General features: G+C 67.3%; 17 protein-coding genes. 10 read left to right on the top strand and 7 right to left on the bottom strand.

Going from position 1 to position 19,554, the window contains the following annotated elements:
- The first annotated feature begins 74 nt into the window (after window positions 1-74).
- The 5 genes from ACQR1I_RS33865 (at window position 75) to ACQR1I_RS33845 (ending at window position 5,225) form a co-directional block, all read left to right on the top strand.
- Window positions 75-1,577: a sugar ABC transporter ATP-binding protein gene (locus ACQR1I_RS33865; protein ID WP_434869832.1), complete on the top strand. Its 1,503-nt coding sequence runs from the start codon at window positions 75-77 to the stop codon at window positions 1,575-1,577.
- 48 nt (window positions 1,578-1,625) lie between these two features.
- Window positions 1,626-2,678: an ABC transporter permease gene (locus tag ACQR1I_RS33860; protein WP_434869953.1), complete on the top strand. Its 1,053-nt coding sequence runs from the start codon at window positions 1,626-1,628 to the stop codon at window positions 2,676-2,678.
- Between the two features lie 92 nt (window positions 2,679-2,770).
- Window positions 2,771-3,871 carry an ABC transporter substrate-binding protein gene (locus ACQR1I_RS33855; RefSeq protein ID WP_434869831.1) on the top strand — a complete coding sequence of 367 codons (1,101 nt, stop codon included), beginning with the start codon at window positions 2,771-2,773 and terminating at the stop codon, window positions 3,869-3,871.
- An 80-nt stretch (window positions 3,872-3,951) separates the two neighbouring features.
- A complete protein-coding gene (locus tag ACQR1I_RS33850; RefSeq protein ID WP_434869952.1) occupies window positions 3,952-4,290 on the top strand; it encodes a hypothetical protein in 339 nt (112 codons plus the stop codon).
- A gap of 29 nt (window positions 4,291-4,319) precedes the next feature.
- A complete protein-coding gene (locus tag ACQR1I_RS33845; RefSeq protein ID WP_434869830.1) occupies window positions 4,320-5,225 on the top strand; it encodes an SMP-30/gluconolactonase/LRE family protein in 906 nt (301 codons plus the stop codon).
- A 31-nt stretch (window positions 5,226-5,256) separates the two neighbouring features.
- On the opposite strand, the gene ACQR1I_RS33840 is transcribed toward ACQR1I_RS33845, so the two are convergent.
- Entirely contained in the window at window positions 5,257-6,138 is an 882-nt protein-coding gene (locus tag ACQR1I_RS33840; protein WP_434869829.1) for an NAD(P)-dependent oxidoreductase, read from the bottom strand.
- A 39-nt stretch (window positions 6,139-6,177) separates the two neighbouring features.
- Complete coding sequence (locus ACQR1I_RS33835) at window positions 6,178-6,933, bottom strand: SDR family oxidoreductase (RefSeq protein WP_434869828.1); 756 nt, start codon at window positions 6,931-6,933, stop codon at window positions 6,178-6,180.
- Between the two features lie 272 nt (window positions 6,934-7,205).
- Between ACQR1I_RS33835 and ACQR1I_RS33830 the strand changes: the two genes are divergently transcribed.
- Genes ACQR1I_RS33830 through ACQR1I_RS33810 form a run of 5 tightly spaced genes read left to right on the top strand, consistent with a single transcriptional unit; the run spans window position 7,206 to window position 13,397 of the window.
- A complete protein-coding gene (locus ACQR1I_RS33830; protein WP_434869827.1) occupies window positions 7,206-8,981 on the top strand; it encodes a thiamine pyrophosphate-requiring protein in 1,776 nt (591 codons plus the stop codon).
- Window positions 8,981-10,087 carry an enolase C-terminal domain-like protein gene (locus ACQR1I_RS33825; protein WP_434869826.1) on the top strand — a complete coding sequence of 369 codons (1,107 nt, stop codon included), beginning with the start codon at window positions 8,981-8,983 and terminating at the stop codon, window positions 10,085-10,087. Before ACQR1I_RS33830 ends, ACQR1I_RS33825 begins: the two co-directional genes overlap by 1 nt.
- A complete protein-coding gene (locus ACQR1I_RS33820) occupies window positions 10,084-11,058 on the top strand; it encodes a hypothetical protein (protein ID WP_434869825.1) in 975 nt (324 codons plus the stop codon). The genes ACQR1I_RS33825 and ACQR1I_RS33820 overlap by 4 nt, the downstream gene beginning before the upstream one ends.
- Entirely contained in the window at window positions 11,051-11,719 is a 669-nt protein-coding gene (locus tag ACQR1I_RS33815) for a gluconate 2-dehydrogenase subunit 3 family protein (RefSeq protein WP_434869824.1), read from the top strand. Before ACQR1I_RS33820 ends, ACQR1I_RS33815 begins: the two co-directional genes overlap by 8 nt.
- The gene (locus ACQR1I_RS33810; protein ID WP_434869823.1) at window positions 11,709-13,397 is read left to right on the top strand and encodes a GMC family oxidoreductase; all 1,689 of its coding nucleotides are present in this window, start codon (window positions 11,709-11,711) and stop codon (window positions 13,395-13,397) included. The genes ACQR1I_RS33815 and ACQR1I_RS33810 overlap by 11 nt, the downstream gene beginning before the upstream one ends.
- Window positions 13,398-13,541: 144 nt before the next feature.
- Here the strand turns inward: ACQR1I_RS33810 and ACQR1I_RS33805 are convergent, their stop codons facing one another.
- The 5 genes from ACQR1I_RS33805 to ACQR1I_RS33785 are packed head-to-tail and all read right to left on the bottom strand — an operon-like array spanning window position 13,542 to window position 19,552.
- Window positions 13,542-15,050: a glycerol-3-phosphate dehydrogenase gene (locus ACQR1I_RS33805; protein WP_434869822.1), complete on the bottom strand. Its 1,509-nt coding sequence runs from the start codon at window positions 15,048-15,050 to the stop codon at window positions 13,542-13,544.
- Window positions 15,047-15,811 carry a class II aldolase/adducin family protein gene (locus ACQR1I_RS33800; RefSeq protein WP_434869821.1) on the bottom strand — a complete coding sequence of 255 codons (765 nt, stop codon included), beginning with the start codon at window positions 15,809-15,811 and terminating at the stop codon, window positions 15,047-15,049. The genes ACQR1I_RS33805 and ACQR1I_RS33800 overlap by 4 nt, the downstream gene beginning before the upstream one ends.
- Before the next feature lie 15 nt (window positions 15,812-15,826).
- Entirely contained in the window at window positions 15,827-16,867 is a 1,041-nt protein-coding gene (locus tag ACQR1I_RS33795) for a 2-hydroxyacid dehydrogenase (protein WP_434869820.1), read from the bottom strand.
- Window positions 16,860-18,440, bottom strand: a complete 1,581-nt coding sequence (locus ACQR1I_RS33790; protein ID WP_434869951.1) for an FGGY-family carbohydrate kinase — start codon at window positions 18,438-18,440, stop codon at window positions 16,860-16,862. Before ACQR1I_RS33790 ends, ACQR1I_RS33795 begins: the two co-directional genes overlap by 8 nt.
- Before the next feature lie 2 nt (window positions 18,441-18,442).
- Complete coding sequence (locus ACQR1I_RS33785; protein WP_434869950.1) at window positions 18,443-19,552, bottom strand: ABC transporter ATP-binding protein; 1,110 nt, start codon at window positions 19,550-19,552, stop codon at window positions 18,443-18,445.
- Window positions 19,553-19,554 lie beyond the last annotated feature (2 nt).

The following is a 19,554-nucleotide window of genomic DNA, read 5'->3' as shown; positions in this document are numbered from 1 at the left end:
TGTTATCGATAACAAAGATCAAGCGGTTGCGGAATCACGCAGCCATCGGCGCGAGCCGGCCGGGAGGATGAGGGATGGCGTCGGGTGCTCTGCGCTTCGATGGGATCGTCAAGTCGTTCGGCGGCACCCGGGCGCTCAAGGGCGTCAGCTTCGACGTCGGCCGCGGCGAGATCGTCGCGCTGCTCGGCGAGAACGGCGCCGGCAAATCCACCCTCATCAAGGTGCTCGGCGGCATTCACCGCCCCGATGCCGGCGCGGTGACCATCGCAGGCAGCCCTTATCAACACTCACCCGGCGGCCGCAGCGGCGACCATCAACCCGTCGCCTTCATCCACCAGGATCTCGGGCTGATCGAATGGATGAGCGTCGCCGAGAATGTCGGCCTCGCGCAGGGCTTTCCGCGCAAGGCCCCGTTCGGCCTGATCGACTGGCGCGCGGCCGAGGCGCGGGCGACCAAGGCGCTGGCGCTGGTCGGCTGCGACATCGATCCGTCGACGCGGGTCTCCAGCCTGTCGCGCACCGAGAAATCGCTGGTCGCGATCGCGCGCGCGCTGGTCGTCAATTGCGACTTCCTGGTGCTCGACGAGCCCACCGCCAGCCTGCCCGCCGACGAGGTCGAGCGGCTGTTTGCCGCGCTGCGACGACTGCGCCAGCAGGGCGTCGGCATGATCTACGTGTCGCACCGGCTCGACGAGATCTTCCGCATCGCCGACCGCGTCGTCGTGCTGCGCGACGGCGAGCTGGTCGGCGAGACGGCGATCGCCGCGACCTCACCGGAAGAGCTGGTGCGGCTGATCGTCGGCCGCCCGCTGGTCGACATGTTCGAGAAGGCCGCCTCCCAGTCCGGCAAGACGCGCGTGACGGTGCGCAACCTCATCACGCCCAAGGCAGGCCCGGTGGATTTCGACGTGCGCGAGGGCGAGCTGCTCGGCCTCGTCGGCCTGCGTGGCGCCGGCCAGGAGGATGTCGGCCGCGCGCTGTTCGGCGCGGTGGCGCATCGCGGCGAGATCAGCATCGATGGCACGGCGCCCGATCTGTCCAGTCCGGTCGCGGCGATGGCCAGCGGCATCGGCCTCGTCGCCCGCGACCGCACCGAGGAGTCGATCGCCGCCTCACTGTCGATCCGCGAGAATGCGTTCCTCAATCCCGGCGCCTGCGGGCGCGGCCTGTTCGACGTGCGCGCGCCGCGGCGCGAGGCCGAGGATGCGGTCCAGCTCGGCGCGCAGGTCGGGCTGCGGCCGAATGACCCGCATCTCGCGATCGAAGGCCTGTCGGGCGGCAATCAGCAGAAGGTCGTGGTCGGACGCTGGCTGGCGACCGGCCGCAAGCTGCTGGTCGCCGAGGATCCGACAGCCGGCGTCGATGTCGGCGCCAAGGCCGAGATCTACCGGCTGATCGCGCGCGCCATCACCGCCGGCCTCGCCGTCGTCGTGGTCTCCACCGATTTCGAGGAGGTCGCACACATCTGCCACCGCGCCCTGGTGTTCAACCGCGGCCGGATCATCGCCGAGATCTCAGGGGACGCGCTGACGACGGAAGCGCTGATCACCGCGGCTTCGGCTTCCGAGGCTGCGTAAGGACAAGTCGAGCGGCGACGAAAGTCGGCCGGGAGGAACGTGATGGGAATGAACTCGATCGAGTCGAATGCGCTGGAGCCGACGCGCGCGGATCTCGCCGGCGCCTCGCTGCCGCAGAAGATCTCGCGGCTGCTGCCGGTCTACGGGCTGCCGATCATCACCGTCGCATTGATCGTGCTGTTCTCGATCCTGCTGCCCAATACCTTCCCGACCCTGCTCAACCTGCGCTCGATCGTCTCCGACAAGTCGATCATCGCCATGCTGTCGCTGGCGGCGATGATCCCGATGGCTGCCGGCAAGATCGACCTCACGGTCGGCTACGGCATCGTGCTCTGGCACATCCTCGTCATCAGCCTGCAGACCTCGCTCGGCCTGCCCTGGCCCGTCGCCGTGCTGATCGTCATCGCCCTCGGCGCCTTCACCGGCCTGCTCAACGGCCTCCTGGTCGAAGTCGCCCGCATCGACAGCTTCATCGCGACGCTCGGCACCGGCACGGTGCTCTATGCGCTGGCGCTGTGGCACACCGGCGGCCGCCAGGTCGTGGCGATGCTGCCGGAGGGTTTTCTCGCGCTCAACGGCCAGATGATTGTCGGCCTGCCGATCACCGGCTTCTACGTGCTCGCGCTGGCGCTGGCGATGTGGCTGGTGTTCGAATATCTGCCGCTCGGCCGCTACATCTATGCGATCGGCGCCAATCCCAAGACGGCGGCGCTGAACGGCATTCCGGTGCAGCGCTTCACCGTCGGCGCCTTCATGACCTCGGGCGCGCTGACGGCCGTCACCGGCGTGCTGCTCGCCTCGAAGCTGCGCATCGGCCAAGCCAGCGTCGGCCTCGAATATCTGCTGCCGGCGCTGGTGGGCGCCTTCCTCGGCTCGACCACGATCAAGCCCGGCCGCGTCAACGTCTGGGGCACCATCATCGGCGTCGCCGTGCTCGCGGTCGGCATCGCCGGCATCCAGCAGTTCGGCGGCTCGTTCTGGGTCGAGCCGCTGTTCAACGGCGTCACGCTGCTCGCGGCGATCGGCATGGCCGGCTATGCCCAGCGCAAGCGCGGCGCGGTCGCCAAGCTGCCGATGGGAGCGCCCGAAGCGAAGAATTGAGTTCACGACGGATGACGTGACCGGCGATGAGCCGGCCACGACAACAAGGTCCGATCACAAACCGGACCAGCATCACACCAGGGAGAACGTCCATGTTGCAAGCCTTGCTACGAACCGGCGCCATCGCCGCCGGCCTCGCATTCGGCCTGACCGCCGTCCACGCCGATCCGCTCGCGGACGCCAAAGCCTTCGTCGACAAATACGCCACCAAGGTCGACAAATGGGATGGACCGACCACGGGTCCGAAGATCGCCAAGGGCAAGACCATCGTCGTGCTTGCGTCCGACATGAAGAACGGCGGCGTGCTCGGCGTCACCAAGGGCATTGAGGAAGCTGCCAAGGCCGCCGGCTGGACCGTGCGCACGCTCGACGGCGCCGGCTCGGTGTCCGGCCGCACCGCGGCATTCGGCCAGGCGATGACCTTGAAGCCCGACGGGCTCGTGATCTGCGGCTTCGACGCGGTCGAGCAGAAGCCGGGCATGGAGGCCGCCAAGGCCGCGAAGATCCCGATGGTGTCCTGGCATGCCGCGCCTGTCATCGGCCCGGTGGCCGAGGCCGGCGTGTTCGCCAACGTCACCACCGATCCGATGGCCGTCTCCACCGCCGCCGCCAACTGGGCCTTCGTCGACGCCAATGGCAAGCCGGGCGTGATCATCTTCACCGACTCGACCTATGAGATCGCGATCGCCAAGGCCAAGAAGATGAAGGAGGTCATCGAGGGCCTCGGCGGCAAGGTGCTCGAATGGGTCGACACCCCGATTGCCGAGACCTCGACGCGCATGCCGCAGCTCACCACCTCGCTACTGCAGAAGCACGGCGCCGCGTGGACGCATTCGCTGGCGATCAACGACCTCTACTATGACTTCATGACGCCCTCACTCGCCGCTGCCGGCATCAAGGGCACCGGCGCGCCGGTCAACGTCGCCGCCGGCGACGGCTCCGAGAGCGCCTACCAGCGCATCCGCTCCGGCTCCTACCAGGCCGTGACCGTCGCCGAGCCGCTCAACCTGCAGGGCTGGCAGCTGGTCGACGAGCTGAACCGCGCCGTGGCCGGCGAGAAGTGGTCCGGCTACGTCTCGCCGCTCCATGTCGTGACCAAGGCCAATGTCGAGTTCGACGGCGGCCCGACCAACACTTTCGACCCCGGCAACGGCTATCGCAACGCCTACAAGAAGGTCTGGGGGCTGGAGTAACACGTCTCTTGCGCTCCCTCGGCGGCCGGCACCAGGCCGGCCGCCGATCTTGTTTTTCTCACACCGACGAGCAAATGCCGATGTACATCCGTTGCGCTTTCTTCAATGGCCGCGTAAAGCCCGGACGGGAAGCTGAGTTCACCGCCTATGTCCGCGAAAAACTGGTGCCGCTGTGGACGCGGTTTCCCGGGGCCGAGGAGGTTCGCGTGCTACGCCAGGAGGACAGCGACAGCGACGCGCAGCGCTATGAAATGGTGCTGGCGATCCGCTATCCTTCGCACGCGGCCATCGAGCAGGCACTGGCCTCCCCAGTGCGCGCGGAGAGCCGCGAGGTGACGGGCGGGCTGATGGAGATGTTCGAGGGCTCGATCTTCCACACCGTGTTCAAGGCCGACGACTTCCCACTGCCCACCGACTGACCGCATATCAGCCGCCGGAGACATTCGCCGTGAGCACCTATGACATCCGCGACCCGCGCTTCAATGCCCTGATCATCGGACACGCCAAGCTGGAAAAACTCTGGACCGGCTGCCGCTGGGCCGAGGGCCCCGTCTATGTGCCCGCCGCCAAATCGCTGCTGTGGTCGGACATTCCCAACGACCGTCTGATGCGCTTCGACGAGACCGATGGCTCGGTCTCGGTGTTCGAGACCCCCTGCGGCTATCACAACGGCCACACAAGGGACGCGCTCGGCCGCGTGATCGCGTGCGAGCACGGCGGCCGGCGCATCTCGCGGCTGGAGCATGACGGCAGCTGGACCGGGCTGGTCGACCGCGTCGACGGCAAGAAGTTCAACTCGCCCAACGATGCCGTGGTCAAGTCGGACGGCACGATCTGGTTCTCCGATCCGACCTACGGCATCGACACCGCCTATGAGGGCCACGCGGCGACCAGCGAGATCGGCGCCAGCAACGTGTATCGCTTCGATCCGGCGAGCGGCGCGGTCGCGGCCGTCGTCACCGACATGGTCAAGCCGAACGGTCTGGCGTTCTCACCCGACGAGCGCCTGCTGTATGTCGCAGACACCGGCGCGACCCACGTGCCTGGCCTGCCCGCGGTCATCCGCGCCTACGACGTGGCAGCCGGAGGCGCGGAGGTCGGCAACGGCCGCGTGTTCGCGACCTCACCGGCCGGCTTCTTCGACGGCTTCCGCGTCGATCGCAACGGCAACATCTGGACGTCGACCGGCGATGCGGTCGCGATCTACGCGCCCGACGGCGCCCTGATCGGACGCATTCCGGTGCCGGAGATCGTCGCCAACGTCACCTTCGGCGGCCCGAAGCGCAACCGGCTCTACATCACCGCGCAGACGTCGCTCTATTCGATCTTCGTCAACGCGCATGGGACAACCTGACACGGGATGACCTGACACGAGCAACGCGAGATCATTCCGCCGGCGCGCGCGTAGCCCAATATTCCATCAGCGCCGCCTGATCCATCGCGCCGAGTCCCACGGCCGTCAGCAGCCGATGGATCTCGGCGCAAACAGCGGTCATCGGCATCGCGATGCCGGTCTGCCGCGCCAGGTCCTGCGCGCCGTTGAGGTCCTTGACCATGTTGTCGATGCGCCCCGTCGGGCGATAGTCGCGATCCACGAAGCGCGGCATATATTCCTGCAGGATCGCGCTGTCGGCCCGCCCGCCGCGCAACGCCTGAGGGATTTTCGCAGCATCGACGCCTGCCGCCTGCGCCAGCGCCGTCGCCTCGGCCACCGCCATGAAGTTGAGGCCGCACAGCACCTGGTTGATCAGCTTGGTGACCTGCCCCGCCCCGCTCGGCCCCATATGGGTGTAGTTCGAGGCGACCTCGGCCAGCACCGCGCGCGCCTCGGCGACATCGGCAGCCTCGCCGCCGGCCATGCAGGTCAACTGCCCGATCGCAGCCTTCGGCGCGCCGCCGGACAGCGGGCTGTCGACCCAGCGCAGCCCGGCTGCTGCGGCATCGGCAGCGAGCTCGCGCGTGGCCTCGGGATCGATCGAGGACATGTCGATGATGACAGTGCCCTTGCGCGCGCCCGCGGCGACGCCGTCGGGACCGAACACCGCCGCGCGCACGATCTTGGGCGAGTTCAGGCTGAGAATGACGGCATCGGCGTCCGCCGCAGCCTTCGCCGCCGAGGCGGCGGCTGTCGCGCCGAGCGCAACGAGCACTGCGACCTTCGCGGGATCGAGATCGAACACGACGAGTCGCGTCCCGGTTTGCGCGAGCCGCGCACCGATCGCTCCCCCCATGGCACCAGCGCCGATCAATGCGACGACACGACTCACTTCGGCACTCCGCAGGCAACAGGGGTGGATCGGTCGACGTCAGAGCGAGGCGGTGATGCCGCCATCGACATAGAGCACGTGGCCGTTGACGAAGGACGATGCGGCCGAGGCCAGGAAGATGCAGGCGCCGACGAGTTCCTCGACCTTGCCCCAGCGTCCTGCCGGCGTGCGCTTTTCGAGCCACGCCGAGAACGCGGGATCCGCCACGAGCGCGGCATTCAGCGGCGTGACGAAATAGCCGGGAGCGATGGCGTTGACCTGCAGGCCGTGCTTGGCCCAGTCCGTCGCCATGCCCTTGGTGAGATTGCCGACCGCGCCCTTGGTCGCGGTGTACGGCGCGATCGATGGACGCGCCAGCGAGGTCTGCACCGAGGCGATGTTGATGATCTTCCCGGCGTGCCTTGCGATCATGTGCCGCGCGCAGGCCTGGCCGACGTTGAATACCGAGGCAATGTTGGTCTGCAGCAGGCGCTGAAACGCCTCCTCGGGAAAATCCTCCAGCGGCGCGCGATGCTGCATGCCGGCATTGTTGACGAGAATGTCGATCGGCCCAATTTCGGCCTCGAAGCGATCGACCGCAGCACGCGAGGCCGCGTGGTCGGTGACGTCGAACGCGAGGACACGCGATCCCTTGATCGACGCCGCGGCGGAGGCAAGCTTCGCCTCGTCGCGCCCGTTGAGCACGACCTCCGCGCCGGCCTCGGCAAGTCCACGCGCGAGCGCCAGACCAATCCCCTGGGAAGATCCGGTCACAAGGGCGCGGCGCCCTGCCAGATCGAACAACGCGACCGCCACCTTTGTTTCCTCTTCCTGTCAACCTTGTTGCAGCGATTATGTTATCGGTAACAGACGCTGTCAACGTTGCACCTGCTGCACGCGTTCGCGCCTGCCCACGCCTTGCCGAAGCACGGCCGCGTGATCCGTGCACGTTCTCCCTACGGCCGGCCGGAACACCACTCCTTGTTAGTCCAACATGAATTCTCGTTAAGCCAGCAACGTTCGCCGACACGCCACGTTTGATGGACAGCAGCGCCGCTCCCCCCGCACATCCATCGAGGACCACGTCCATGAACGTCAGCGAATTCGTTTGGCATCGCCTGTCCGAATGGGGTCTCAAGCGTGTCTATGGCTATCCCGGCGACGGTGTCGGCGGCTTGGACGTCGCGCTCGACAAGGCGAGCGACGTCATGGCCTACGTACAGGTCCGGCACGAGGAGATGGCGGCGTTCATGGCGTCGGCGCACGCGAAGTTCACCGGTCAGGTCGGACTCTGCTATGCGACGTCGGGCCCCGGCGCCATCCATCTCCTGAACGGGCTCTACGACGCGAAGATGGACCACGTGCCCGTCGTGGCGCTTGTCGGCCAAGCGGCACGTGCCTCGATCGGCGCGAGCTATCAGCAGGAGGTCGATCTCAAGACGCTGTTCAAGGATGTCTGCGAATATGTCGAACAGGCGACGCTGCCGGAACAGGTCCGCCATCTCGTCGATCGCGCGGTTCGCATCGCCCACACAAGGCGCGCGGTGACCTGCATCATCCTGCCGAAAGATGTTCAGGAGCTCGACTACAAGGATCCGCCGCTCGCCCATGGCACGACCCATACCGGGCTCGGCTACGCCGGACCGGCGCAGGTTCCACAGGCATCGCAGCTCCGCACCGCCGCCGATGTGCTGAACAGCGGCCGCAAGGTCGGCATGCTGATCGGCGCGGGTGCGCTCGAGGCCACCGACGAGGTCATCGCCGTCGCCGAACGGCTACAGGCAGGCGTCGCGAAGGCCCTGCTCGGCAAGGCTGCCGTGCCGGACGATCTTCCGTTCGTCACCGGATCGATCGGCCTGCTCGGCACCAGGCCGAGCTGGGACATGATGAAGGGCTGCGACACGTTCCTGATGGTGGGCTCCGCCTTTCCTTACAGCGAGTTCCTGCCGAAACCTGGTGATGCGCGCGGCGTGCAGATCGACATCGACGGCACGCGGTTGAGCCTGCGCTATCCGATGGAGGTCAACCTCGTCGGCGACAGCGCCGCCACCTTGCGCGCCCTGCTGCCGCTGCTGGAGCAGAAGCAGCAGGACGGCTGGCGCCGCGAGATCGAGCAAGGCGTGCACGACTGGTGGAGCACCTTGGAACGCCGCGCGATGGATTCAGCCGATCCGCTCAATCCGCAGCGCGTGTTCTGGGAATTGTCACCGCGACTGCCGGACAACGCCATCATCACCGCCGATTCAGGCTCGGCCGCCAACTGGTACGCGCGCGACCTGAAGATGCGGCGCGGCATGAAGGCGTCGCTGTCGGGAGGCCTAGCCTCGCTCGGCGCCGGCACGCCCTACGCGGTCGCGGCCAAGATGGCCTATCCCGAACGCACGGTGATCGCCTGCATGGGCGATGGCGCGATGCAGATGAACGGCCTGAACGTGATGATCACGATCGGCAAATATTGGCGCGAGTGGAGCAACCCGCGGCTCATCGTGCTGGTGCTCAACAACCGCGATCTCAACCAGGTCACCTGGGAGGAGCGCATCCAGCTCGGCACCGGCAAAACGCTCTCCACCCAGAGCATCCCGGATTTCTCCTATCACCGTTACGCCGAGTTGGTTGGACTGAAGGGCATCTTCGTCGACGATCCCGACCAGGTCGGCGCCGCGTGGGACGAGGCGCTCGCCGCAGATCGTCCGGTGATCCTCGAAGCCTATACCGATCCCAACGTGCCGCCATTGCCGCCGCACATCACGCTGAAGGACGCCAAGAACTTCATCAGCATGATTCCGTCGGAGCCGGAGCTCGGCAGCGTGCTGAAGAACAGCGCCAAGGAGCTCGTCACCAGCATCCTGCCGGGGAAAGACTGATGCTTGCGACTGTCCCGATCGAAAGCGTACGGGCCAGCGCGTTCGAGATTCCGACTGACCGGCCGGAAGCGGACGGAACGATCAGCTGGACCTCGACGACGCTCGTGCTGGTCGAAGCGTCAGCGCGAGGCAAGACCGGCATCGGCTACACCTATTCCCACGGGTGCATTGTCCGCCTGATCACGGAGACCCTGGCGCCGCTGGTGAAAGGCGGCCATGCACTCACCCCGGAGCGCGCCTGGAGCGCGATGCAGCGGGCGATCCGCAATCTCGGACGCCAGGGCCTCGCGGCCACCGCGATCTCGGCCGTCGACACCGCCCTGTACGATCTGAAGGCGCGGCTTCTGGATCTGCCGCTCGCCGCTCTGCTCGGCAGTCGTAGGGATGCGGTGCCGATCTATGGCAGCGGCGGCTTCACCAGCTACACGGATGACGAGCTGCGTCGGCAGCTCGCCGGCTGGGTCGCCGAGGAAGGCTGCGCCTACGTCAAGATGAAGGTCGGATCGCAGCCCGCGCGCGATCCGCATCGCGTCGAGGTGGCACGGACAGCGATCGGCGCGCGGGCCGAATTGTTCGTCGACGCCAATGGTGCCTACAGCGCCAAGCAGGCGGTCGGCCTCGCGCAGTCACTCTCCGAGTTCGGCGTCAGCTGGTTCGAGGAGCCGGTGTCATCGGACGATCTGCCGGGTCTCCGCTTCGTCCGCGGCCACGTTCCCGCCGGCATGGATGTCGCCGCCGGCGAATACAGCTACACGGCCGATCAGGTGCGCACCATGCTGCAGGCCGGCGCCGTCGATGTGCAACAGGCCGATATCACTCGCTGCGGCGGCGTCACCGGCTTCCTTGCGATCGCGGATCTGTGTGACGCCTTCCACACCGACCTCTCGGGTCATTGCGCGCCGGCGCTGCATCTGCACGTCGCCTGCGCCGCACCGCGGCTGCGGCATCTCGAATGGTTTCACGACCACGTTCGCATCGAGCGCATGCTGTTCGACGGCGCGCCCGAGCCGAAGGACGGCATGATCCGGCCCGACATGAACCGGCCCGGCCACGGCCTCGTCTTCAAGCATGTCGATGCGGCGCGTTATGCCATGAGTGCGCAATGAGCAATGACAGCGATCTCCTGATTGGCACCGGCCTCCTGCTTTCAGCGCTGGCCGCGACGGCCATGCTAAAGTCCTCCCCGGCGCCGGCGCGCCGCTCGCAGCCATCCGCCACCCTGCCCGCGGCGCGGCCGCGCCCGAGAGCATCGGTGCGCGCGGCGCGCCGGCTCAACCGTGCGGCGGGAATGCTGGCGGCTTCAGTGCTCGCCGACAGCAGCATCGAGCACTATCGGGGCTCGTTCAAGAACAAGGCGATGTACACGCCGCTGCTGGTGTCGGCGCTGACCCTGGCGACGAGCGTGCATGGCACAGCCGATCGGCGGCCGATCGCTCACCGGCTGCGCGACGGCGGCTATCTGCTGGCGGCCGCGACAGGGCTCGCCGGCACCGGCTTTCACGTCTACAATGTGACCAAGAAGGTCGGCGGCTTCAGCTGGCAGAACCTGTTCTATGGCGCGCCGCTCGGCGCCCCGATGGCGATCCTGCTCTCGGGCCTGCTCGGCTTCTGCTCGGAGCGCGTGCGCGACACCAGCCGGGCGCAGCGGCCGCATGTGTTCGGCCTGCCCGCCGGCCGCACCATTGCCGCTGTCACCGCAGCCGGACTGCTCGGAACATCGGGCGAAGCCGGGCTGCTGCACTTCCGCGGCGCCTTCCACAATCCGTTCATGGCGGTGCCGGTGACCCTGCCCCCGCTCGGCGCAGCGCTGCTGTTCAACGCTGCGTCGCGTGGCCAGGACGCGGGACACAACCGGGCGCATCCATTGACCCGTGCCTGGATGTGGCTGCTGACGGCGATGGGTTTCGCGGGCGTCGGCTTCCACGCCTATGGCGTGTCGCGCAACATGGGCGGCTGGCGCAATTGGAGTCAGAACATCCTGGCCGGTCCGCCCTTGCCTGCGCCGCCGAGCTTCACCGGCCTCGCGCTCGCGGGCCTTGCCGCGCTCGGGCTGATGAGGGAGCACCCCGATGCATGACCGCTCGCATCCACCGGCTGATCTCAACCGCTATCCCGGCTACGACGTGCTGGCAAAGCGCAACGGGCCGTCGTGGAACGACAAGACGCGCGAGGTGATCGCCGAGCGGCTGTCGGTCACGGCGACACCGCTGTTCTTCTCGACCGACGAGTTCGTCCTTCTCCAGGCGATCGCGGCACGGATCGTTCCTCAACCGGCCACGCGCCCCGCCATTCCGGTCGCAGCGCTTGTGGACCGCAAGCTTCATACCAATATCTCCGACGGTTACCGGCCGGCCGGCATGCCCAGGCAGCGCGATGCCTGGCGGAGCGGACTGCACGCGCTCGACGCCGAGGCCCGCTATGCGTTCGAGCGATCATTTGTCGATCTGTCCACTGCGCAACAAGACCAGTTGCTCCACCGCGCCGAGGCCGGCCAACTGACCGCAGCCGACTGGGGCGACATGCGCTGTGACGACTTCTTCAAGCGCCGGCTGCTGCACGACATCGTGCTGGCCTACTACTCGCATCCGACCGCCTGGAGCGAGATTGGATGGGGCGGCCCGGCCAGCCCGCGCGGCTATGTCCGTCTCGGCGACAACGAGCGCGATCCCTGGGAGGCGGCCGAGGCCAGCCCCGGACATGAGGCCGACGCAGAGAGGATCAACCGCCATGTCCGATGATCCGCTCGAAACGCCGCGCGCCCGCAGCGGCCGCGCCCCTGACGTCTTTCGTCCGGGCGGATGGGTGCCGATGCGCTGTTATGGCAACGACGACCTGGTCGACTTCGTCATCGTCGGCACCGGCGCCGGCGGCGGCACGCTGGCGTGCAAGCTGGCCGAATACGGCTTCTCGGTCGTCGCGCTCGATGCGGGGCCCTACTTCCGCCCGCTGGAGGACTTTGCGTCCGACGAGGCCGAGCAGACGAAGCTGTACTGGACCGACGATCGCATCGTCGACGGCGCCAATCCGCTGCAGCTCGGCAGCAACAACAGCGGCAGGGCGGTCGGCGGCTCGACCGTTCACTTCGCCATGGTGTCGCTGCGGTTCCGGCCCGAATGGTTCAAGTCGCGCACCCTGCTCGGCTATGGTGCCGACTGGCCGCTCGACTGGCGCGAAATGTGGAGCTACTACACCGAGGTCGAGCAGGCGCTGAAGATCTCGGGGCCGATCACCTATCCGTGGGGACCGAAACGGCCGCGCTATCCCTATCGCGCGCACCCGCTGAACGCCGCAGCGCGCGCGCTCGCCCGTGGATGCGAGGCGCTCGGGATCTCCTGGACCGAGACGCCGCTCGCCACCGTCTCGGCGCCGCGCGGCCTTTCCCATCCTTGCGTCTATCGCGGCTTCTGCGTCGCCGGCTGCTCGACCAATGCCAAGCAGAGCGCATTGGTGACATGGATCCCGCGCGCGCTGGCGGCGGGAGCCGAGGTGCGCGATCTCGCGATGGGGGGCCGGATCGAGGTGAGCGGCGATGGTCTCGTCAGCGGGGTACACTATCACCGCGACGGCGGCTGGCACTTCCAGCGCGCGCGCAACGTCGTCGTCGCCGGCTATGCGATCGAGACGCCGCGGCTGCTGCTCAATTCGGCGACGGACAAATTCCCGGACGGGCTCGCCAACAGCTCAGGCCTGGTCGGCAAGAACCTCATGGCGCAATCCAACCAGGCTGTCTGGGGGCTCATGGACGACGAAATCCGGTCCTACAAGGGCCCGCCCTCGCTCGCGATCACCGAACACTGGAACTATGAGGACAAGGGCAAGGACTTCTTCGGCGGCTACGCCTATATGAGCCAGGGCCCGTTGCCGCAGCTATGGGCCAACACGCAGGCCCAGGCACGCGGCCTGTGGGGCGCGCGCCTCGTCCAGGAGATGGCGAACTACAATCACGTCGTCGGCCTCAAGATCGTCGGCGAGATGCTGCCGCAGGAGCGCAATTGCGTCACGCTGGCCGACGAGGTCGACCAGTACGGCCTGCGCATCCCGCGCGTCAGCTATTCCTGGTGCGACAACGACAAGCGGCTGATCGATCATTCGCTCGCCTTCATGAGTCGTGCGCTGCAGGCGGCGGGTGCAAGGGACATCTGGACGCAGGAGGACGACACCTGCCATCTCAACGGCACCGCGCGCATGGGCGCTGATCCCCGGAGCAGCGTCGTCGATGCGGACTGCCGCAGCTGGGATATCCCGAACCTGTGGATCTGCGACGGCTCGGTCTTCCCGACGGTCGGCGGTGTCAATCCATCCCTGACGATTCAGGCGATCGCCTGTCGCACCGCGGACCGCATTCGCGCCATGTCCCGTCGCGGCGAGCTCACATGCCGGCGAAGCGCAACGTCGAAGGCGGCGCTTGCCATGTAGGCGACGTGACCAGTCGTCAAGCCTCACGCATGCCGGGAGCGGATTGGTCAGTCCGCGATCGCGTAGCGTTGAGGATCCAAACTGCAGCTGTCGCCAACGACTTGCAGCCGGGCGATGAACTCGATCAGGCCCGATAGCACGTCTTCAAAGATACAGCTCGAATGCCTCGCGTTCGGCACGGCTCAGATGCAGGCCGTGCTTGGTTCGGCGGTCGAGCACATCAGCCGCCGTGACCGCCCATTCCCGCTCGCGCAGATAGGTCAGCTCGCGCTCATAGAACGTGCCGCCGAAATGACGGCCGAGATCGTCTGCGTTCCGCGCCGGCCCGAGCAGATCGCGCGCGCAGCTGCCATAGAGCCTTGCGTAATGCGCCACCGCTTCGCGCGGCACGCCGGCATAGTCGTTGGTGAGATCGGCGAGGAACAGATCGAAGGACGAACCGAGATCGCCGCCGGGCAGACAGGCGCCCGCCGTCCAGGCCGGCCCCATCTGCGGAAACCACGGACCGAGGCGCTCCAGCGCATGCTCGGCGAGCTTGCGGAACGTCGTGATCTTGCCGCCGAAGATCGACAGCAGCGGCGGCTGCTCGGGCGTGCCATGCACCTCGAACACGTAGTCGCGCGTGACGGCCGAGGGATTGTCGGCATTGTCGTCGTAGAGCGGCCGCACGCCGGAGAAGGCGTGGATGATGTCCGCTCTGCCGGGCGCGGCACGGAAGTAGCGGTCGAGCACGGCCAGCAGATAGTCGGTCTCGTGATCGTCGATCGCAACATCCTCGGCACGGCCGTCATGCACGATGTCGGTGGTGCCGATCAGCGCCAGATCCGTCTCGTACGGGTTGACGAAGATGACGCGGCGGTCGGTGTTCTGCAGCAGATAGGCCTGCGATCCACTCCAGAATTTCGGCACCACCAGATGGCTGCCCTTGACGAGCCGCACGTTGTGCGCCGAGTTCAGGCCGGTGACCCCCTGCACCACGTCCTGCACCCAGGGACCCGCGGCATTGACCAGCGCCTTGGCGCGGACCGTGCGCAGCTCGCCGCTTTCCGACCGCATCTCAAGTTGCCAGCAATCGGCCTCGCGCCTGGCGCTCACCGCCCGGGTGCGCGGCAGGATCACGGCTCCCTTGCGCGCGGCCTCGACGAGATTGAGGATGACGAGCCGTGCATCATCGACCCAGCAATCCGAATACTCGAAGCCGCGTTGAAACTCAGGGCGCAGCGGTGCGCCTTCCGGCTCGTGCGCGAGGTCGACGTTGCGGCTCGCGGGCAGCTGCTTGCGGCCGCCGAGATGGTCGTAGAGAAACAATCCGGTGCGCACCAGCCAGGCGGGGCGCTGCTCCGGCGAATGCGGCAGCACGAAACGCATCGGCCAGATGATGTGCGGCGCCGAGGCCAGCAGCACCTCGCGCTCGATCAGGGCCTCGCGTACCAGGCGGAACTCGTAATATTCCAGATAGCGCAGGCCGCCATGGATCAGCTTGCCCGAGCGCGACGACGTGCCTTCCGCGAAATCGTCCTTCTCACACAGCAGCACCTTCAGGCCGCGGCCGGCGGCATCACGGGCGATACCAGCGCCATTGATGCCGCCGCCGATCACGGCGAGGTCCAACAAGCCGTAATCGGATCCGCTGCGTGAGACCGTCGCGTTCATCGCGAAGAGCTGCGCTTCTTGTCAGGCTTGCGACGCACCGCAGCCGCCCGCGCCTTCGTTGTCGCCTTCGCCGGCTTGGGCTTGGCCTTTGCCTTTGTAGTTGTCTTGGGATCCTGCAGTCCGTAGGTGGAAAATCCCTGCGCCGTCTCGGCAATCTCGGCGTCGCCCAGGATGTGCGGCTGGCCGAGCGCCAGCGACAGATAATATTGCTTGGCGATGGTCTCGAGCTCGACCGCGAGCCACATCGCCTTGTCGAGATTGGCGCCGACCGCGATCATGCCGTGATTGGCGAGCAGGCAGCCATTGCGTCCCTCCAGCGCCTGCAGCGCGAGCTCAGACAGCTCGGCCGTGCCGTACCGCGCATAGCCGGCACAGCGGATGTCGGTGCCGCCGAACGCCGCCATCATGTAGTGGCAGGCCGGAATCGGCTTGCGGGCGATCGCAAGCACGGTGGCGTAGGTCGAATGCGTGTGCACGACGCCGCCGACATCCGGACGGCCGCGCATGATGTCGAGATGAAAGCGCCATTCGGTCGACGGCTTCAGCGGCCCGTCCCAGGAGCCGTAGTCGCCGTTGAGCGGCATCGAGGCGATCATCTCCGGCTTCATCGCGTCGTAGGGCGTCGCCGACGGCGTGATCAGCATCCGGTCCTTGTAGCGGGCGGAGATGTTGCCGGACGTCCCCTGGTTCAGCCCCGATGCGTTCATCCATCGGCATTTTGCGATGATGTTCTCGCGCAGCAGTCGTTCCTCGCGATTCATTCGAAAGACCTTTCGTCAGCAGGGATTGAGCGGCGGCTCGCCGGCGAGATAGCGGCGAACCTCTTCGGCCGCCTGGTCGGCGGCAAAGGTGACGGTACGCACCGAAGCGCCGGCGATGTGCGGCGTCAGCGTGACATTGGGAAGCTGCAGCAGCGGCCAGTCCGGCGGCACCGGCTCGACCGCGAACGTATCCAGCATCGCGCCGGCCAGGCGCTGCGAGCTGAGCGTGTCGTAGAGCGCGTCATAGTCGACCAGCGGCCCGCGCGCCGTGTTGATCAGGATCGCCCCCGGCTTGATTGTCGCCAGCGCGTCGCGATCGATGAAGCCGGTGGTCTCCTGCGTCACGCGGGCGTGCAGGCTGATGACATCGGCACGCGCCAGCAGCTCGGGCAGCGCGACATGCTCGACGCCGTCGTTGCGGTCCTGCGCGCTGAGCTGGACATAGGGATCGGTAACCAGGATCTTGCAGCCGAACGCCTTCAACAGCTTGACGACGCGGGTGCCGATCGCGCCGTAGCCGACGATGCCGACGGTCATCTCGCCGAGCTCGCGTCCGGTACGGTCGGCGCGGTAGAGATCGCCCCGCCACTCCCCGCTCCGCATCGACTCGTGCCCGCTGCGGATCAGCCGGGTTTCGGCGAGCATCGCACCGATGGTGAATTCCGCGACCGCGCTGGCATTGCGTCCGGGCGTGTTGACCACCAGCACGCCGTGGTCGCGCGCGGCCTGCATGTCGACATTGACCGGGCCGCCGCGGGACACCGCGATGAATTTCAGGGCTGGAAGCCGCTGCAGCATCGCGCGCGAGATCGGCGCCAGATGGGTCACCAGCAGCGGCGCTTCGCCGATGAATTCGGCGAGCTCATCGGGATCGCCCATGAACTCCTTCAGACCGTCGAGCTTGGAGCCGGCATAGCCATGCTCCATCGGCTCGTCCGGCCAGGGCTGCTCGAGCATGCGGATCTCGAGACGATCGCCGCAGATCGCGGTGATGCGCTCGGCGAATACCGAGGGCAGCATGAAGCGGTCGCCGATGATCGCGATGGAGCTAGACATGATTGGCTCCCGCGCGCTGCGCCGCAAGCTGCTTCCACACCGGACGCGCCGCCAGCCGCGCGTCGACATAGGCCGGGAACAGCTGCGCATAGCGTTCCGTCAGCGCCGCGTCGGGCGCTTGCGGCTCATCCAGATACGGTCTCACCCACTCCTCCGCGCAAACCATCATGTCCGGGTAAAGGCCGGTGGCCACGGCAGCGATCATCGCGGCGCCCGAAGCGCCCGCCTCCTCGCGCCGGCAGACCCGGATCGTGCTGCCGAGCGCGGCACCGAGAATGGCACCGAGCGCGCGGCTGCGGGCCGCACCGCCGGTCAGCCGGATCTCTGCCGGCAGCGACCCCATCGCCGCGTAGCAGTCGCGCGCGGCGAAGGCCAGACCCTCCATGACCGCGCGCATCAGGTCCCAATAGCCATGACGGGTGCGCAGTCCGATCAATTGCGCAGATGCCTCGTGCGACACGAACGGGCCGCGTTCGCCCGCATCCGAGATGAAGGGATGATACAGCAGCTCACCCGCCTTCGCCTGGAGCACACGCTCATCCAGCCGCCGGATCAGGTCGTTGCGCGACCGCGCGATGCCTTCCATGGCGAGGATGCCGCGCGCGACATCGAGCAACCAGTCGATGTTCAACGTCGCCGCCATGGTCGACTGCATCTGCGCGTAGTGACCCGGCACCGGGAACGGCATCGTGTAGCCGGTCGCCTCGGCGTTCAACTTTACTGCCTCCGCACCGTTCACCAGCCGCATATGCATGCCGGTCGAGCCGATGATGGTGCAGCCGACATCTGGGGCGGGATCATAAAGCCCGCCGCCGAGCGCGTTGCAGATGACGTCGACATAGCCGAGCGACACCGGCACGCCTTCCGGCAGCCCCGTCTCCGCCGCTGCCGCGGACGTCATGCGATGCGTCGTCACGACGCCATCGACGACATCAGGAAACAGCCGCGCGGACTGCGAGATGCCGATCAGATCAGCGGCTTCGGCGTCGAAGCAGCGTTTGCGGAAATTGCCACAGGAGAACGTCGCTTCCGATGGATCGGTGGCGCGCTCGCCCGTCAGCTTGAAATAGAGCCAATCCTTGCAGTGGAACACGGTGCGCGCACGTTCCAGCATTTCGGCATCATGCGCCTGCAGCCAGGCCAGCTGTGGCCCCTGCTGGCAGGCATTGAGCCCCGATCCGGTGCGCCGATAATGCGCGGCGTTGCGTTCGCCGGCGCGGAAGGATTCGACCAGGCCTGCGGCCCGCGAGTCGAGCCACAGCAGAGCGGGCGCAACCGGATGGCCCTCGGCATCGATCAGCCAGGTGCCGTCGCCCTGCCCGGTCACGGCGATCGCGGCAACGCGTGGGGCGAGATCCGGCAGCGCGGCGCCGAGTCCGCGCAACGCGGCCACCGTGTCGGTCCAGGTCCTCGCCATGTCCTGCTCGACGCGACCGCCCGGCGCCGTGGTGTAGCTGTTGGGGATGGCGAAGTCGCCAAGCTGGCGACCGTCCCGCGCGAAGGCAACGGCCTTGATCACCGACGTCCCAGCGTCGATGCCGATGATCACGTCGCGGGTCGCGGCGGAGCCCATGCTCAACGCGCCTCCGCATGGCGGATGCAGTTGCCGTCGGCGCCGAAGATGTGGAGGTGGCGCGCCTCCAGCGCACAGGGCACGAGGTCGCCCGGCCGCGCGGCGACCTTGCTGGGACTGACCGCGACCAGCATGTGTCCCGCGCATTCGCCAGCGACATGCGCCTGATCGCCGAGCCATTGGTTGGAAACGACGCGCAGCCGCGCCTCGCCGCTGCCGATCGCGACGCGCTGCGGCCGGATGCCGATCTTGATCCGACCGAGCTGCGCCAGCGCCTGCTGTGCGTCCACATCCAGCGTCTGCCGGGCAATCTGAAAGGCCAGGTCGGAGCCGACCGACAGGCGGAAGCCGCCCTCCTCCTGCGCAACTGCGACGTCGAGCAGGTTCATCGGCGGCTCGCCGATGAAGCTTGCGACAAACAGATTGGCCGGACGATTCTTCAGCTCGCGTTCGCCTGCGAACTGCTGCAGGACGCCATCCTCCATCACGGCGATGCGATCGGCGAGCGCGCTCGCCTCGGTCTGGTCATGGGTGACGAAGATCGCGGTCATGCCGCGCTCGGCCAGCAGGCCCTTGATGCGGCCGCGCAGCACCGCGCGCAGCTGCGGCTCCAGCTGCCCCATCGGCTCGTCCAGCAGATAGAGGTCGGCGTCACGCACCAGCGCGCGCGCCAGCGAGACGCGCTGCTGCTGGCCACCGGACAGCGCGCGCGGATATTGATCGAGGATGTCCTCGATCTCGACCAGCCGGGCGATGCTGTCGACGCGCTGCGCGATCTCGGCACGCGACAGCTGCTGCGCCTTGAGCGCGAAGCCGATGTTCTCGCGCACGGTCAGCGGCGGATACAGCGAGTAGCCTTCGAACGCCATCGCCACCCTGCGCTTCGCCGGCGGCAGATCGTGGATCGGACGTTGCGCCAGTTTGATCGATCCGGAGCTCACGCTCTCGAACCCGGCGATCATGCGCAGTGTCGATGTCTTGCCGCAGCCGGACGAGCCGAGCAGCGCGACGATCTCACCCGACCTGATGTCCATGTCGAGCGCGCGCACGGCATGGACATCGGGCTTGCCCCTGGTGTGGTAGATCTTGTCGACGCTGCGGATCTCGAGCATGC

The organism is Bradyrhizobium sp. HKCCYLS2038, from assembly GCF_051167655.1.
In the GTDB taxonomy this organism is placed as follows: domain Bacteria; phylum Pseudomonadota; class Alphaproteobacteria; order Rhizobiales; family Xanthobacteraceae; genus Bradyrhizobium.
This window is presented reverse-complemented; position numbering and strand designations above follow the sequence as displayed.